The organism is Maricaulis sp. (assembly GCF_039978735.1).
GTDB lineage: Bacteria > Pseudomonadota > Alphaproteobacteria > Caulobacterales > Maricaulaceae > Maricaulis.
Map to the genome: position 1 here is coordinate 1 of NZ_JBDWAS010000007.1, position 15,337 is coordinate 15,337.

General features: G+C 64.3%; 19 protein-coding genes. 12 read left to right on the forward strand and 7 right to left on the reverse strand.

Translation table 11 applies throughout. The features are described 5' to 3' along the window. The coding region (locus ABJO18_RS01815; RefSeq protein ID WP_348515704.1) for a hypothetical protein at positions 1-226 on the reverse strand (226 nt) is incomplete at its 3' end. Positions 227-749: 523 nt separating this feature from the next. Here ABJO18_RS01815 and ABJO18_RS01820 point away from each other — a divergent pair. Further along, on the forward strand, positions 750-1,991 hold the full coding sequence (locus tag ABJO18_RS01820; RefSeq protein WP_348509190.1) for a hypothetical protein: 1,242 nt from the start codon (positions 750-752) through the stop codon (positions 1,989-1,991). On the opposite strand, the gene polA is transcribed toward ABJO18_RS01820, so the two are convergent. Continuing rightward, positions 1,988-4,774: a DNA polymerase I gene (gene polA, locus ABJO18_RS01825; protein WP_348515705.1), complete on the reverse strand. Its 2,787-nt coding sequence runs from the start codon at positions 4,772-4,774 to the stop codon at positions 1,988-1,990. The genes ABJO18_RS01820 and polA overlap by 4 nt on opposite strands. Before the next feature lie 138 nt (positions 4,775-4,912). Between polA and ABJO18_RS01830 the strand changes: the two genes are divergently transcribed. Together ABJO18_RS01830 and ABJO18_RS01835 are read left to right on the forward strand one after the other, a co-directional pair. Next, positions 4,913-5,182 carry a type II toxin-antitoxin system ParD family antitoxin gene (locus tag ABJO18_RS01830; protein WP_348508075.1) on the forward strand — a complete coding sequence of 90 codons (270 nt, stop codon included), beginning with the start codon at positions 4,913-4,915 and terminating at the stop codon, positions 5,180-5,182. Beyond that, positions 5,179-5,463, forward strand: coding sequence for a type II toxin-antitoxin system RelE/ParE family toxin (locus ABJO18_RS01835; protein ID WP_348508074.1), 285 nt, complete (start codon positions 5,179-5,181; stop codon positions 5,461-5,463). The genes ABJO18_RS01830 and ABJO18_RS01835 overlap by 4 nt, the downstream gene beginning before the upstream one ends. On the opposite strand, the gene ABJO18_RS01840 is transcribed toward ABJO18_RS01835, so the two are convergent. Further along, positions 5,460-6,995 carry an SLC13 family permease gene (locus tag ABJO18_RS01840; RefSeq protein WP_348508073.1) on the reverse strand — a complete coding sequence of 512 codons (1,536 nt, stop codon included), beginning with the start codon at positions 6,993-6,995 and terminating at the stop codon, positions 5,460-5,462. The two genes, ABJO18_RS01835 and ABJO18_RS01840, sit on opposite strands and share 4 nt — an antisense overlap. 65 nt (positions 6,996-7,060) lie before the next feature. Next, positions 7,061-7,258 (reverse strand): zinc-finger domain-containing protein, encoded by a 198-nt coding sequence (locus ABJO18_RS01845; protein ID WP_348508072.1) that lies wholly within the window; start codon positions 7,256-7,258, stop codon positions 7,061-7,063. A gap of 91 nt (positions 7,259-7,349) precedes the next feature. Between ABJO18_RS01845 and ABJO18_RS01850 the strand changes: the two genes are divergently transcribed. From ABJO18_RS01850 to ABJO18_RS01865, 4 genes are all read left to right on the forward strand, one after another. Further along, positions 7,350-8,309 carry an ABC transporter ATP-binding protein gene (locus tag ABJO18_RS01850; protein WP_348508071.1) on the forward strand — a complete coding sequence of 320 codons (960 nt, stop codon included), beginning with the start codon at positions 7,350-7,352 and terminating at the stop codon, positions 8,307-8,309. A 104-nt stretch (positions 8,310-8,413) separates the two neighbouring features. Beyond that, the gene (locus ABJO18_RS01855; RefSeq protein WP_348508070.1) at positions 8,414-8,794 is read left to right on the forward strand and encodes a hypothetical protein; all 381 of its coding nucleotides are present in this window, start codon (positions 8,414-8,416) and stop codon (positions 8,792-8,794) included. Between the two features lie 55 nt (positions 8,795-8,849). Further along, positions 8,850-9,143 carry an autorepressor SdpR family transcription factor gene (locus tag ABJO18_RS01860; RefSeq protein ID WP_348508069.1) on the forward strand — a complete coding sequence of 98 codons (294 nt, stop codon included), beginning with the start codon at positions 8,850-8,852 and terminating at the stop codon, positions 9,141-9,143. Further along, positions 9,140-9,544 (forward strand): hypothetical protein, encoded by a 405-nt coding sequence (locus ABJO18_RS01865; RefSeq protein WP_348508068.1) that lies wholly within the window; start codon positions 9,140-9,142, stop codon positions 9,542-9,544. Before ABJO18_RS01860 ends, ABJO18_RS01865 begins: the two co-directional genes overlap by 4 nt. A gap of 27 nt (positions 9,545-9,571) precedes the next feature. Here ABJO18_RS01865 and ABJO18_RS01870 read toward each other — a convergent pair whose 3' ends face one another. Beyond that, entirely contained in the window at positions 9,572-9,754 is a 183-nt protein-coding gene (locus ABJO18_RS01870; RefSeq protein ID WP_348508067.1) for a hypothetical protein, read from the reverse strand. A 64-nt stretch (positions 9,755-9,818) separates the two neighbouring features. Between ABJO18_RS01870 and ABJO18_RS01875 the strand changes: the two genes are divergently transcribed. The 3 genes from ABJO18_RS01875 to ABJO18_RS01885 all read left to right on the forward strand — a co-directional run bounded on the left by ABJO18_RS01875 (position 9,819) and on the right by ABJO18_RS01885 (position 12,992). After that, positions 9,819-10,727 carry a GNAT family N-acetyltransferase gene (locus tag ABJO18_RS01875; RefSeq protein WP_348508066.1) on the forward strand — a complete coding sequence of 303 codons (909 nt, stop codon included), beginning with the start codon at positions 9,819-9,821 and terminating at the stop codon, positions 10,725-10,727. Between the two features lie 61 nt (positions 10,728-10,788). Beyond that, positions 10,789-11,361, forward strand: a complete 573-nt coding sequence (locus ABJO18_RS01880) for a hypothetical protein (RefSeq protein ID WP_348508065.1) — start codon at positions 10,789-10,791, stop codon at positions 11,359-11,361. A 92-nt stretch (positions 11,362-11,453) separates the two neighbouring features. Then, on the forward strand, positions 11,454-12,992 hold the full coding sequence (locus ABJO18_RS01885; protein WP_348508064.1) for an alanine/glycine:cation symporter family protein: 1,539 nt from the start codon (positions 11,454-11,456) through the stop codon (positions 12,990-12,992). Between the two features lie 63 nt (positions 12,993-13,055). On the opposite strand, the gene ABJO18_RS01890 is transcribed toward ABJO18_RS01885, so the two are convergent. After that, positions 13,056-13,421, reverse strand: coding sequence for a VanZ family protein (locus ABJO18_RS01890; protein WP_348508063.1), 366 nt, complete (start codon positions 13,419-13,421; stop codon positions 13,056-13,058). A gap of 61 nt (positions 13,422-13,482) precedes the next feature. Here ABJO18_RS01890 and bioB point away from each other — a divergent pair, with 61 nt between their 5' ends. Both bioB and ABJO18_RS01900 read left to right on the forward strand, forming a co-directional pair. Continuing rightward, a complete protein-coding gene (bioB, locus tag ABJO18_RS01895; protein ID WP_348508062.1) occupies positions 13,483-14,475 on the forward strand; it encodes a biotin synthase BioB in 993 nt (330 codons plus the stop codon). 27 nt (positions 14,476-14,502) lie between these two features. Continuing rightward, complete coding sequence (locus ABJO18_RS01900; RefSeq protein WP_348508061.1) at positions 14,503-14,778, forward strand: 4a-hydroxytetrahydrobiopterin dehydratase; 276 nt, start codon at positions 14,503-14,505, stop codon at positions 14,776-14,778. A gap of 10 nt (positions 14,779-14,788) precedes the next feature. Here the strand turns inward: ABJO18_RS01900 and ABJO18_RS01905 are convergent, their stop codons facing one another. Then, a complete protein-coding gene (locus ABJO18_RS01905; RefSeq protein WP_348508060.1) occupies positions 14,789-15,274 on the reverse strand; it encodes a hypothetical protein in 486 nt (161 codons plus the stop codon). Positions 15,275-15,337 lie beyond the last annotated feature (63 nt).

The following is a 15,337-nucleotide window of genomic DNA, read 5'->3' on the forward strand; positions in this document are numbered from 1 at the left end:
CGGCGGACATCGTGTCCGGATTTGAAGCTTTGGTGGTGATGCCCGAGGCATCCCGCACGCGGAGATTTACCCGGATCCCTTGCGGGACCGTCTCGAAACCTGCAGGCACGGGCCGGTCGAGCTTTTTGCCGGTGTCCCCGCAGATGGCCACGCCGGAGCCTGATGCTGTCACCCACCAGGCGCGGACGAGCTCCGCACGCTCCCGGGCACAAGGGACTGAGCTCATGCCTCCCATCCCGGAAACCACTGACGAGCATACGCGCATCTGGGAGGGTGGGGATAAATCTCCCAAACCGCCCCCACAAACCGTCATCCTGACGAAAGTCAGGACCCAGTTCGTAAAGCGGAATTTCGGCTAACTGGGCTCAGAACGGGCGGTGGCGAAGTGCGGGATAAGTGCGATCCCGCGGCCACCGCGCTCTATGAACTGGGCCCTGACTTTCGTCAGGGTGACGGTGGATGTTGTACCGCCAACGCTCCTACTTCTCCCGGACGAAAGCCTGCGCAGGCAGGCTGCAGATCCGGGACCGACCGAAGATCGTTTCAAGCGATGTGTTTCCCGTAGGTCCAGGCACTTCGCCCGCGAGAGCGGGTGGCATGGAAAATGTCAAATGGGGGTCAGGACGCCGGTGCCTTTAGTAGGCGCGCCGGATGCCTCGGTTTCCAGCAAAGCGGGCAGGACTCCCGGGGCAGATTTCCCTCTTTGAATGCCACCGAAGCTGGTTCAATCTTGGGGTGAGGAGAGGCGCATGCGTCTGTGGATCTGGTTTGTCGTTGCGATGGCGATCGTCGTGGCCGCGTTTTTGGCGGTGCCGCCGTCCGAAATGGACCGAGGCTTGGGACGCGGGCTCAGGGACGCTGGTTGGCTTCCGCGGAATGCATTCGGAAGCTTCGTAGCGAACCATCATGCCGCCGGAGCGGGCCATGTGCCGTACTACCAGCGGCTTGGCGGTTACCAGGACGCGTGGGACGATCTGGTTTGGCTGCGCGCCACGGAATTCTATCCGCCAGCCCATCCGGGTGCTTTCATGGATACGCGCAGGGCGTTGGCATATGCCTATGCGGCTATTGGCCGGCCGGAGCCCGCGGCTGCGCGCATGCTGGATGCGGCCCGGTTGCCCAATCAGGTGAGCTTCTATGGTGGTTCTTTCACCGAGCTGGACTGGGAGCGCGCAGTCCTCATGACTTACGATGCGCATGGCCTTGAAGCGGCGCTTGAGGTCTGGCGAGAGGGCCTCGAAGCGCTGGAGTTGAACGAGCGGCTTTATCTGGAACGGGCCATTGCCGATGGTTGGGTCCTCACCGTGGACGAGGTGGTGGCAGCGAATGGTGAGGCGACTGGCGGGTGGCCCCGTGATCTGTATCCGCTGGAAGAACGCTATCGCGACGGGACCCGGATAGAGCTGGTCGAACGACTTCTCGCGGATCGCGACATTGCGCGTGCGGATACGCTTCTTGCCGAGCTTGACGAAGAGGGTGTGCAAGGCTGGTCGCTGACATCAGCCAGGATTCAGAGAGCCCTGAACGCGCTTGAACGCGATGGAGAGGTGCGCGACGCAGGCCACCTTGCAGATCTGTCCTATCCGTTGGTTCTGGCATCGTCGGTCGAACCGATGCGCTGGCATACTTCCGTTGGCTACACGGCTCTGGACCTGAACAGAACGGTGCATCTGCACGACACCTTGGGTCGGTGCGATGACGTTCGGCAGATTGTCGATGCCTACGCGGCAAGTGCGGAAGTTTCGCCGTCTCCAAGTGCGCTTCAGGACTCTGAAGCCGCACACCGGGCATGGCGAGCCTTGTCTGATGCGTGCTGGATCTCAAGCTGGCGCGGAGATAATGAAGCGGATGAGCTATGCCGCTTGAGGCGCCAAGTGTGGCAACAGGAAGCCGAGCGTATCGAGAGCGGTGATCGAAATCAGTCCTGGTTTCCCATGACGCTCAGGCCGCCGCCGGAGACACTTGAGTGCTATGCGCCAATCGCTCCTTAATGCGCCTCGGCCCAGCTCTTTCCGGCCTTCGCGTCGACATCCAGCGGCACGCTGAGCTCAACCGCCGGCGCGCAGGCCTCGCCCATTACTTTTGACGCCAGGTCGATCAGGCGGTCGGCCTGGTCTTCGGGGACTTCGAAGACGAGTTCGTCGTGGACCTGGAGGAGCATGCGGGCGTCGAGATTGGCGGCGCGGAGGGCGTCGTCCATGCGGATCATGGCGCGGCGGATGACGTCGGCGGCACTGCCCTGGATCGGGGCGTTGATGGCCTGGCGTTCGGCGAACATGCGCATGTTGGGATTCTTGTCGCGAATGCCCGGGAAGTGGCAGCGGCGGCCGAAGACGGTCTCGACATAGCCGGTATCCTTCGCCTCGGTCTTCATCCGCTCCATATAGTCGGCAATGCCCGGGAACTTCTCGAAATAGGCGTCGATGAAATTCTTCGCCTCCTCGCGGGAGACATCGATCTGGTTGGCCAGGCCGAAGGCGGAAATGCCGTAGATGACGCCGAAATTGATCGCCTTGGCCTTGCGGCGCACCATCGGGTCCATCCCCTCGACCGGTACGCCGAAGACTTCCGAGGCGGTCATGGCGTGGATATCCTGGCCGTCCCGGAAGGCCTGTTTCAGGCTCTCGACGCCGGCGATATGGGCCAGAAGCCGCAGCTCGATCTGGGAATAGTCGGCGGCGACCAGCACATGGCCGGGCTCGGGGATGAAGACCTCGCGGATCTTGCGGCCGGCCTCGGTGCGGATCGGGATATTCTGCAGGTTCGGCTCGGTGGAAGAGAGCCGGCCGGTCGTGGTGGCGGCCAGCGAGAAAGAGCCGTGAATGCGTTTTGTCTTCGGATTGATGTGGTCGAAGAGCGCGTCCGAATAGGTCGACTTCAGCTTGGCGTATTGCCGGTATTCCAGCAGCGCGACGGGCAGGTCATGGCCTTCTGCGGCCAGCTGGTCGAGCACGGTAACGTCGGTCGACCAGGCGCCGGTCTTGGTCTTCTTGCCGCCGGGCAGGCCCATCTCGCCGAACAGGATCTCGCCGATCTGCTTGGGCGAGGCGACGTTGAAGTCGCGCCCCGCCGCCTCGTGCGCCGCGGCCTCGGCGGCGGCCATTTTCTGGGCGAAGTCGGAGGACAATTGGCGCAGCTGGTCCGGATCCACCTTCACGCCCACCCGCTCCATGTCCGAGAGCACCTTGGCCATCGGCCGTTCCAGCGTCTCGTAGACCGTCGCCTTCTTCTTGGAGACCATGGCCGGCTTGAGGATTTCCCACAGGCGCAGGGTGACGTCGGCATCCTCGGCGGCGTATTGCGTGGCCTTGTCCAGCGGCACCTTGTCGAAACTGATCTGGTTCTTGCCGGTGCCGCAGATCTCCTTGAAGGCGATGCATTGATGGCCCAGGTGGAGCTCGGCCAGCTCGTCCATGCCATGCCCGTGCAGACCCGCCTCCATGACGTAGGAGATCAGCATCGTGTCGTCATAGGGCGCGACATCGATGCCGTAGCGGGCGAGGACGGAGAGATCGTATTTGAAATTCTGCCCGACCTTCAGCACGGCCGGATCTTCCAGCAGGGGTTTGAGGGCCGCGATGGCGTCGTCCATCGGGATCTGGTCGGGCCTTTCGCCCGTATCGAACATGTCGCCGGAGCCCTCCGGGTCGACATGGGCGAGCGGGATGTAGCAGGCCTCGCCCGGCGCGGTGGCGAGGCAGATGCCGACCAGGCCGGAGGCGGTGGCCGAGAGCGCGTCGGTCTCGGTATCGACAGCGATCACGCCAGCCGTGCGGGCCTTCTCGATCCAGCTTTCCAGCTGCTGCATCGTGGTGACGCACTCATAGCTGTCGCGGTCAATGGGTGCGGTGGCATCGCCCGTCTCGTCGGCGACCGGTCCGCCCAGGGCCTCCTCGACCTTGCGCGTGAAAGTGCGAAATTCCATTTCTTTCAGGAATTTGACCAAGGTTTCCGCATCCGGATCGGTGATGCCGAATTCGTCCATTTCGTCGGTGACGGGCGTGTCGGTCTTCAGCGTGACCAGCTGGCGGGAGATACGCGCATCCTCGGCATGGGCGAGGAGTTTTTCGCGCCGTCCCTTCTGCTTGATCTCTTCGGCGCGCGCCAGCAGCGTATCGAGATCGCCGTATTCATTGATCAAGAGGGCGGCGGTCTTCACGCCGATGCCCGGGACGCCGGGGACGTTGTCCACGCTGTCGCCGGCGAGCGACTGGATGTCGATCACCCTGTCCGGCCCGACGCCGAATTTCTCGATCACCTGTTCCGCTTCGATGCGCTTGTTCTTCATCGCGTCGAACATGTCGATCCTGTCAGAGACCAGCTGCATCAGATCCTTGTCGGAGGAGACGATGGTCACCTTGGCGCCCTTCGCCTCGGCCATGCGGGCATAGGTGGCGATGATGTCGTCGGCCTCGTAATTCTCCAGCTCGATACAGGGCGTGCCGAAGGCGCGCGTGGCGTCGCGGATGATGGAGAATTGCGGCACCAGGTCTTCCGGCGCCGGCGGGCGGTGGGCCTTGTACTGGTCGTAGATATCGTTGCGGAAGGACTTGCCGGAGTGGTCGAAGATCACGGCGAGGTGCGAGGGCGCATCCTCGCCCTTGAGATCCTCCAGCAGCTTCCAGAGCATGTTGCAGAAGCCCTGCACCGCACCCACCGGCGTGCCGTCCGACCGGGTGAGCGGCGGCAGGGCGTGATAGGCGCGGAAGATATAGCCCGACCCGTCGATCAGGTAGAGGTGGGAGGTCTCGTCGAGGGGCTTCTTGATGGCCATGGGGCTCTCTCTCGCTTGGATCGCCGCGAGGTTAACGCGGTGCGGCCAAGAGGTCATCGGTGGAGTGCGGTGGGGATGTCTGCGCACAGGGCGGTGCGTGTGCTATGATAATAATTATCCAGTCACGACGAGACCGCCATGCCCAGCTCCTACTCTCTCGGCGAACGCTATGAAAAGATGATCGAGGACCTCGTCGCCTCCGGCCGCTTCAATTCGAAGAGCGAGGTGCTGCGCCATGGCCTTCGCATGGTGGAGGAGAGCGAGGCGCGCTACCTTACCGAGCTCGAGGAGCTGCGCGAGGCCGTGCGGATCGGCATGGAAAGCGGACCGGGCATCCCGGCCGAGGAGGTGCGCGCCAACCTGAAAGCGCGAATCCGGGAGATCGCCGCCCGCTCGAAGTCGTCGTGATTGTTGTCATCGCACCTGCCGCCGAGGCGGATATGGGCGAAATCCTGGACTATATCGCCATCGATAACCCGGGCCGGGCGGAAAGCTTTGTCGATGAAATCATCGACCGATGCCTTGATATCCCGGAATTCCCGGAAGCGGGGACAGCCCGACCGGACGTGGCAGACGGTGCGCGCTCGATTGTGCACGGCCGCTATCTGATCCTGTATCGTCTTCGTCCCGGAGAAGTGCGTATCGAACGCATCGTGCACGGCAGCCGCAGCCTGCCCGACAGCCTTTAACCCCCGAAGCCCAGCATTGCCGCGACCGAGCCGACGCCGGCGATCGCCAGCACGGCGAGCAGGTTGAGCCGGAAACCGGCCTTGATCATCTGGCCCTGGGTGACCGCGCCTGACGCATAGACGATGGCGTTGGGCGCTGTGGCGACGGGCAGCATGAAGGCGGCCGAACCGGCGATGGCGACCGGGGCGATGAGCTGTTCGGCGGGCACGCCGGCTTCCACCGCGATAATGCCCAGCACGGGCATGAAGCCGGTCACCGTGGCGACATTCGAGGTGAGTTCGGTCAGGAAGACGATCACGGCGACGATCACCAGGATCAGCAGCGGGGTGGGCAGATCGGTGAGGAAATGCATCTGCCCGCCCAGCCAGTCGGCTAGGCCGGTGGCCGTGAGAGCGGCCGCCAGGGATAGTCCGCCGCCGAACAGGATGATGACATTCCAGGGCAGGCGGGCCGTGTCTTCCCAGGCCATCAGGGCCGTGCCGCGGCCTTCGGTGCGGCAGCCGGACGGGATGAGAAAGGCCGCCAGCGCGCCCATCACGGCGATCTGGGTATTACCCAGGCGGATATCGACGGGCAGGCCCAGCGTATCGCCGATCCAGCCGAGCAGGGGATTCCAGCCCCAGTTCCACTCGCCGGCGGGAATTCCGGGTATCCACGAGATCAGGAAGCTGGGCAGGGTGGCGCCCATCCACAGGATGGCGACGGTGCCGAACAGGGCGGCGACGCGCAGTTCCGGCATTGTCATGCGGCCCAGCTTGCCCAGCTCCTCCATCACCAGATCGTGCGCCGCGCCGCTGGCGCGTTCGCCCTTGAGGGAGAAGGCCCAGCGCGTCAGCACGAACCAGGCGGCGGGAATGATCAGCGCGACAACGGGCAGGCCGACACCCATCCAGCTGGCGAAATCCAGCGTGCGGCCGAACTCGTTCTGCAGGAAGCCCAGCCCGATCAGATTGGTCGGCGTTCCGACCGGGGTCGCCATGCCGCCGATAGACGCTGCGTAGGCGATGCCCAGCGCGAGGGCCGGGGCGAAGTATTTCGTGGTCACGCCTTCGCGTTCCACTTCGGCCGCCACGCGCAGGGCGATGGGGATCATCATCAGCGTCGTGGCCGTATTGGAGATCCACATCGACAGGAGGGCCGAGGCCAGCATGAAGCCGGCGATCAGCGCCGCCGGCTGTCCGCCGAAACGGGCGACGACATTGAGCGCGATCCTTGTGTGCAGATTCCAGCGTTCGATCGACAGGGCGATGATGAAGCCGCCGAGCAGCAGCATGACGATCGGGCTGGCATAGGGGGCGGTCGCCGCGCCGGTGGAGGTGATGCCCAAGAGCGGGAAAATGGCGATGGGGATGAGGGCCGTGGCGGCAATCGGGATGGCTTCGCTCGCCCACCAGCTTGCCATCAGCAGGGCGAGCGAGGCCAGCAGCCAGGCTTCACGCGAAAGCCCGTCCGGAACCGGAATGAATTGCAGGAGGACCGCCAGCACGAGGCCGGTGATCAGCCCGATACGCTGGCTGGCGGTTTGACCCAAAGACGCCTCCCCAGTCGTCTTGTGTGATCGGCGTCTTGCGGCCCTTGCGGGCTATTTCCGCCCGGTCAGGCGGCCGGATCCTGCGCCGAACCCTTCTTCACGAAGCGGCGGTCGCAATATCCGCACTCGACAAAGTCGTCCTCGCCCATTTCCAGATAGATTTTCGGATGGCCGAGCGCACCGCCGCCCCCGTCGCAGGCAATGCGATGGTCTTCGGTGACGATGACTTCCGGCGGCGGAAAGGCGTTGCTGGCGTCGGCCATTGAAAAGCCCTCATGGACAGACAGCGGGACGATCCCTAGGTATGACGCCTAGTTATGGCGCTTGACCCCGTCCCGTCAATTCCGAGGCGACATGTCCGACAGTTCTTCCATGCCCGAATACGCCCTTGAGGCCACCGATCTGCGCAAGACCTATGCAGGGTCCAAGAATGCTCCGCCGAAGGAAGCGCTGAAAGGCGTCGACCTGAAAGTGCGCCGGGGCTCGATCTTCGGCCTCCTGGGCCCCAATGGTGCCGGCAAGTCGACCTTCATCAATATCTTTGCCGGCCTGGTGAACAAGACGTCGGGCACGGCGAAGACCTGGGGTATCGATATCGATCGCGACAGCCGCGCTGCGCGCGCCGCGATCGGTGTGGTGCCGCAGGAAATCAATATGGACGTCTTCTTCACGCCCCATGAGACGCTGGAGCTGATGGCCGGCTTCTACGGCGTGCCGAAGGAAGAGCGGCGGACGGACGAATTGCTCGAGGCGGTCGGCCTGTCCGACAAGCGCGATGCCTATGTGCGGCAATTGTCCGGCGGCATGAAACGGCGCCTGCTGGTGGCGAAGGCGATGGTCCATACGCCGCCGGTCCTGGTGCTCGACGAGCCGACGGCGGGTGTGGATATCGAACTGCGCCGCCAGCTCTGGGCCTATGTGCGCGAACTGCATGCACGCGGCACGACGATCGTTCTCACCACGCACTATCTGGAAGAAGCCCAGGAGCTGTGCGACGAGATCGCCATTATCGACCAGGGCGAGGTGATCGCCTGCGAGCCCAAGGAAACCCTGCTCAAGCGCATGGATTCCAAGACGCTGGTGATCGATCCGGTCGATCCCCTGACGGCCGTGCCGCCCGAGTTGGCAGGATATGATGCGGAAATCCGCGAGGACGGTTCGCTGGCCATCACCTATCGCTATGGCGAACAGTCGGTCGCCGAGATGATCGAGAAATTCCGCGCTTCCGGTGCCCGGATCGACGATCTGCGCACCGAGGAAGCCGATCTGGAAGACGTCTTCCTGGCGCTGACCTATCATCGCGAAAGCGCCTGAGGCGGGATGTGGCGGGGGCCAGTCCCCCGGCGGCTGCCCCTTTTCCGGCATGATTGCGGCGCAGGGTTGAAGCCGGGTCCGCGATGGACCGAAGGGAGGTCGACATGCGCACTCATCCAATCCGCCGCTTTTTTGCAATCCTTGTTGCTGCGCCGGTCTTCGTATTCCTCGCCTGGTTCTTCGGTATCTTCCTGCAGCCTCAGGGCCAGCTGGGCGCCGGTTTCGCAGCCGGGCTGATCGCGATCAGCGCTCTGGCCGCCCTGTGGGTCTATGCTTGGCTGGTTCGTCCGGGACCGAAAATGCGCTTCCGCAACCGCGGTGTCGACGGGATCGACAAGGACTGGGGTGTCGGACTGACCGGCTATGCCCAGCACCAGGACGGCCGCCGCCGTCGTGACGATACCGATGGTGACGATCTGGGCGGGCGCCGCTCCTCCGACGACGTGGACGGTGATAGCGATATCGAGGATGGCAGCCTCGCCTGACAGGGTCGCAGGCCCCGATTTGACTCTATTTAGATAATTGGCTAATTATCTAAATATGAACGATGTCTTCAAAGCCCTGGCTGATCCGACACGCCGCGAAGTGCTGCAGCGGCTCAAGGCCGGCCCGATGAGTGCGGGCCGTCTGGCCGAGGCCTTTCCGGTATCCAAACCCACCATGTCCGCGCATTTTGCCGTGCTCCGGCAGGCCGGGCTCGTCACGACGCAGAAGGACGGCACCTCGGTGATCTATCACCTGAATGTCTCCGTCCTGGAAGAAGCCCTTCTGGGTTTTGCCGGCGTGTTCGGCCTGGGCAGCGGCGCCGCATCCCCGCAGGAGGAAAAATCATGATCACCCGTTCCATCAGGGGCTCGCTGGCCCTCGCCGGCGGCCTCATCCTGGCCGCCATCCTTTTTGCCTTTGCCGCTCGTCAGGGCTGGATCGGCGAGGATATGGACCGGCGCCTCGTGCAGGCGTTGATCGGGGCGGTCCTGGTTGTGTTCGGCAATGCGGTCGGAAAGCGCGAGCCTGGCGCAGAGGCGCAGCCCGATCCGCGGCCGGGCCTGGCGGCGGCGCGTCGCTTCTTCGGCCTTGCCCTTGTGGTTGGCGGCCTGGTGCACACGCTGTCCTGGCTTTTCGCTCCCCTGGAGATCGCCAACACGTTGTCGATGGCCGCCGTGATCCTGGCAATGCTGGCCGGGCTGGCCCGCGTGGCGCTGAGCCTGCGGGGACCGGGAACGCCGGCCGGATAGGCTGGCGGCTTCAGCGCGCGGGCCGTCTCAGGCCAGGCACCACAGCCCGGTGCATACGCCGAAGAAAACCTGCATGGCCAGGTCGAGCAGGCCGGTGATCACGAGCAGCGGGACGCCGACATAAAGAAAGACCAGCCAGACCGCCATCAGGGTCGGGCGCGGCTCGGTGATGCGGTGTCCCATCACGCTCTGGGCTTTTCTGGAAAACACGGTCAGTCTCCCGCGGGCAGTTCGGATCAGTTCCTGTTAACCGTGATTCCCTAACGCTTTGCCTATGCGACTCGACCCCGACATCAACCGGATCACCTGGGACATCGCCCTGATGAGCCGTCCGGCTGCGCTGCAGCAGGACTGGAGCTATGGCGAGGCGGTGACGGCCCTGGGCGGTGCCGTGCGACGGGTCGGGATTCTCGACGGCAATACGCTGGTGGGACTGGCGCAATTCACGACCCGCCGGATCGGCGGTGTCGTGCAGATGGCCCTGTGCACGCGCGGCCCGGTCTGGCTGGAAGATGTCGATCCGGCCGGCAAGGCTGCCGCAATCCGGACCCTGCGCAAGGGCCTGGGACTTGGCTGGCCGCGTCTCACCCTGGTCTCGCCCGATACTGAAACATTCGAGGGCATGGCCGGCCGCAGCCGGGTAATGACCGGGTATTCGACGGTCATGCTGGATCTCACGCAGGACTTGGAAGCCTTGCGCGCCGGTCTCGATCGAAAATGGCGCAACCGTTTGAATGCGGCTGAAAAATCGGACCTCGTCGTGCAGCAGAACGGCACCAAGCTGGCGCAGTATCGCTGGCTGCTGGAGACCGAGGAAGGGCAACGCGCCAGCCGCGGGTATCGCTCGACCCCGGCGGCACTGGTCCCCGCCTTTGTCGAAGCCAAGGGTGACCGCAACAGCCTGCTTGTCATGCGCGCCGATGAGGGACGCCACAAGTCTTCGGGTATGCTCTTCCTCATTCACGGCTGTGCGGCGACCTATCACATTGGCTGGAACGACCCGGACAGCCACGCGACGGGTGCGCACAATCTGGTGCTGTGGCGCGCTATTGGCGAGTTGCAGAAGCGGGGTGTTGCGCAGCTCGATCTGGGCGGCGTCAACACGGTAACCGGCGCCGGCATCGCGCGTTTCAAGATCAGCACCGGCGGCCGCGTCGTCACTCTCTGCGGCACATTCCACTAGTATTCGCTGGCTCAATTCCCCGTGATCGGCCTAAAATGCTCCAAGGCTCTGGGGACACACCATGAAAAAGACGATCGCCGGTCTTGCGGCCTTTCTGTTGCTGGCCGCCTGCGGCCCCGAATCGCGAACCGGTGGCGATCTGCCGGTCATCACCGTTTTCGGTGCGATCGAAGCCGAGCCGACACGGGCCGCCATGGACCCGGATGTCGAGCCGCTTTTTGCCCAGTACGGCCTTGTCTTTGAAGCCGCCGCCGAGCTGAGCTGGCCCCAGCTGGCGGCGCTCGAACAGCACCGGATCGATACGGATTTTCCTGCAGGCGGGCCAATGCGGCATTTCTCGGGCCCCCTGCTGCGTGATGTGATGGATCTGATCCGGCCGCGCGAGGAGGAGATCGTCGTCACGGCGCTGGACGGATACCAGCGATCCCTCGCCCGCATGACGCTGGATGTGCATGAAGTGATCCTGGCGATCCGCATGGACGGCGATCCGATCCCGCTGGGCGGTTTCGGTCCGGCCATGATTGTCTGGCCCCGCGCGCAGGATCAGGCGCTCAACGGCATGCCCGACGACGACTGGGTCTGGGGTGTCTTCGCCATTGAAGTGCGTGCTGAAAGCACGTCTCCCGCCCCCTGATCGTCCGGGTACCGCGGACCTTTTGCACAAAGCACCTCCCCAAAACCGGTCGCAGTCCCTAAGGTGGCGCAAACCGGTTTCGGGGGAGAGACATGGACGCATTTTTCGACGGGGTCACCACTTTCAGTGACTTCCTGTGGGGCGGGACCTGGGGCGATACGCGCATCCTGCCTGTCGGCATTATCACCATCGCCCTTCTGGGCACGGGCCTTTTCTTCATGCTGCGGCTGGGCTTCCGTCCGCTGCTGCGGGTTTTCCCGGCTTTCGGCGAGCTGTGGAGCGGCCGCAAATCGACGGGTGAGGGCGAGATCACGCCCTGGAACGCGCTGTCGACGGCGCTGTCCGGTCAGGTCGGTACCGGCAATCTTGCCGGTGTTGCAACCGCCATCACGCTGGGCGGTCCCGGTGCCATCTTCTGGATGTGGGTCACGGCCCTGTTCGGCATGGCTGCGGCCTACGCCGAATCCAGCCTCGCCGTGCGTTTCCGCGAGCGTCACCCGGACGGCCAGTTCCACGGCGGGCCGATGTATTACATCAAGAACGGTCTCGGAAAGAACTGGGGCTGGCTCGCCGTCCTGTTCTGCATCGGTACCGTCCTGTCGGCCTTTGCGACCGGCGGCATGATCCAGGCAAACTCGGTCACCCAGTCGGCGCTGGAGGCGGGTACTTCGCTCGGCTTCGAGCTGCAGAACTGGATGGTCGGTGTCGTGCTGGCTGCGCTGGTTTTCCTGGTCATCATCGGCGGCATCAAGTCGATCGGTAATCTGGCCGGCAAGGTCGTGCCGGTGATGGCGGTGGCCTACGTACTGTGTGCCCTCTTCGTGCTGATCACCCATATCGACCATATCCCGGGCGCTTTCGGCCAGATCTTCGGCCAGGCCTTCGGCTTAGGCCAGGCCGCCGGCGGTCTCGCCGGCTATGGCGTGCTCGCGGCGGTGCGGGCCGGTGTCGCACGCGGCCTGTTCTCCAACGAGGCCGGTCAGGGTTCCGCCCCGATCGCCCACGCGGCGGCGCAGACCAAGAACCCGGTCAAGCAGGGCGAGATCGCCATGCTGGGCGTGTTCATCGACACGCTGGTCATCTGCACCATGACGGCGCTGGTTATCCTGGTCGTCGAGGGTGCCTATCCCAATGATGACGGTACGACGGCGGCCTATGCCTGGCAGGCGACCTCGCTGGAAGCCTCGGCCATCACCACGGCAGCCTTCTCGAACGGCATGTTCGGCGGCGCCTGGGTGATCCTGGCTGCGCAGGCCCTGTTCGCCTTCACCACCATTATCGGCTGGTCCTACTATGCCGAGACCTCGCTGACCTATGTGCTCGGCGACTGGGCGGCCAAACCGTTCCGCTATGTCTGGGTGGCGGTCGCCTTCGTCGGCACGCTGATCCTGAACGTCGACGGGCTGTGGCGTTTCGGCGATGTGGCGAACTCCTGGATGCTGCTGCCGAACGTGGTGGCCTTGCTCATGCTGTCTGGCGTGGTGGTCTCCATGACCAAGCGCTTCGACAAGACCGGCGAGCTGCCGCCCAACTGGGCCGGCGATGACTGGGGCACGACCGAGACCCCGGACGACACCATCACCGCCGTATCGCCTGATGGCAGCGGCGAAGACAGCAAGCCGAACGCCTGATTGCCAGGTCTTTGGTGAAACAGGATCAGGCCCCGCTCCGGCGGGGCCTTTTCTTTTTGCCGGTCAGGAAGCCGTGTGGTCCCAGCGGCGAAGCCCGTTGAACAGGCGGATCAGGGCAAAGCCTGCCAGGATGCCGACCGCATCGGCAATCAGGTCGGCCAGAGAGGCAACGCGGCCCGCGTTCAGAGCCTCCTGCGCGGCCTCGATGCCGAAGCCATAGGCCAGCAGGAGCAGCGCGATCAACCAGCCTGACAGCCGCGGCCAGGCCAGGCGGGACACGATTGTCAGCGCCAGAAAGGCGGCGGCATGTTCGATCTTGTCGGAACCGAGCAGGCTGCCGGGCAGGTCCGGAGCCGGTTGCAAGGCAAGGTCGGTGATGACCGCAATCGCCACCACCAGCACGATCCGCGCTGCCCAGCGCAGTGTCATGTCTGGACGCGGCGCGCCACTGTTTCTAGGTTCCCTTGTCATTTTCCGGGACTGACCTTTCATGACCACACTGCTCAGCGATATCGACCTTCTGGCACAGCCCCGCATGGACTGGACGCGTGAAGACGCAGCCCGGATCTATCGCGCACCGTTCGGCGATCTCATCTTCGCCGCCCAGTCTGTGCACAGAAAGTGCCATCCGGCCAACCAGGTCCAGACCAGCCAGCTGCTTTCCATCAAGACCGGCGGCTGTGCCGAGGATTGCGGCTATTGCAACCAGTCCGCCCACTTCGACACCGGGCTGAAAGCCTCCAAGCTGATGCCGCTGGACGAGGTGCTCGACGCGGCGAAGAAGGCAAAGGATGGCGGGGCGACACGCTTCTGCATGGGCGCGGCCTGGCGCGAGCTGAAGCCGCGCGACGAGGAGAAGGTCTGCGACATGATCACCGGCGTGAAGGCGCTGGGCATGGAGACCTGTGTGACGCTGGGCATGCTCGCCGACGGTCAGGCCGAGCGTCTGCGCGATGCGGGGCTGGATTATTACAATCACAATCTGGACACCGCGCCGGAAGATTATGGCCGGGTGATCTCGACGCGCGCCTATCAGGACCGTCTCGACACGCTGTCGCGCGTGCGCGGTGCGGGCATCCATGTGTGCACCGGCGGGATTGTCGGCATGGGCGAGGACGAGAGCGCCCGTATCGGCCTGTTGACCGAGCTCGCCTCGATGGACCCGCATCCGGAAAGCGTGCCGATCAACCATCTGGTGGGCGTGGCCAATACGCCGCTGGGCGATTCAAAGCCGCTGGACGGGATCGAGTTTGTGCGCACCATCGCCACGGCGCGCATCCTGATGCCGAAATCCATGGTGCGCCTGTCGGCCGGCCGCGAGGGCATGAGCCAGGAATTGCAGGCGCTGTGCTTCCTGGCGGGAGCCAATTCGATCTTCGTCGGCGAGGAATTGCTGACCACGCCCAATCCGGGCGAGAGCGAGGATTTTGACCTGTTCCGGGCCCTGGGCATCGAGCCGATGGCCCTGCCGGCCGCGGAATAGACCAGCAAGCAGAACGGGAGATTGCAGATGGAGCGTATCGGAGCACAAGCCGCGCTGGCCCGCCTGAATGGCTGGTCTGCCGTCGAAGGGCGCGACGCCATCCGCAAGGTCTATGAGTTCGAGGACTTCAACGCCGCCTGGGGCTTCATGAGCCGGGTCGCGGTGAAGGCCGACAAGGTCGATCACCACCCCGAATGGTTCAATGTCTACAACAAGGTGGACGTGACCCTGGCGACGCATGACGCCGATGGCGTGACGCAGAAGGATGTCGATCTGGCATCCTTCATGGACGCGATCGCCTGAGTATCAGCCGTCAATCGGCGTGGATGATCACCATGCCGATCAGCACTTCGGCGCCTTCCTGGCCAAGAGTGATATCGGTCGCTTCCTGCAGAATCTGCGCGATGCGGTCGGCATCCGGCACGTCGCCGAAACGATAGCTCATGCCGGTATAGGCGCTCAGACCCGAAACCCAGGCATTGCGCAGGCGCGGCAGGTAGCGCTCGGCGCGGCGGCGCAACTCCGGATCGTCGATCTCCAGACCGGCCTCGATCTGCAGCAGGCCGCGGGCGCGGTGATTGGCCTGCACGGTCGCTGTCAGCGGCGGCAGGGGCATATAGGTCTGTGACGGCGTGATCATCCGCCGGCGCGTTTCCTCGCCCTGGGCCGGTGCATGGCTGCCACCGCCTCCGCCTCCGCCACCACCACCACCGCCTCCGGCGGCAAGGGCCGGACCGGTTGCCGAGGCCAGCAGGACGGCCACAAGGCCGCAGGTCAGAAGAGAGCGCGTGCGTGTCATGCCCCTGTCCTAGCAGGCGGCGGTAAAGGAAGCGTTCCTGTTGCAACTTCAGGGCCCTTGACT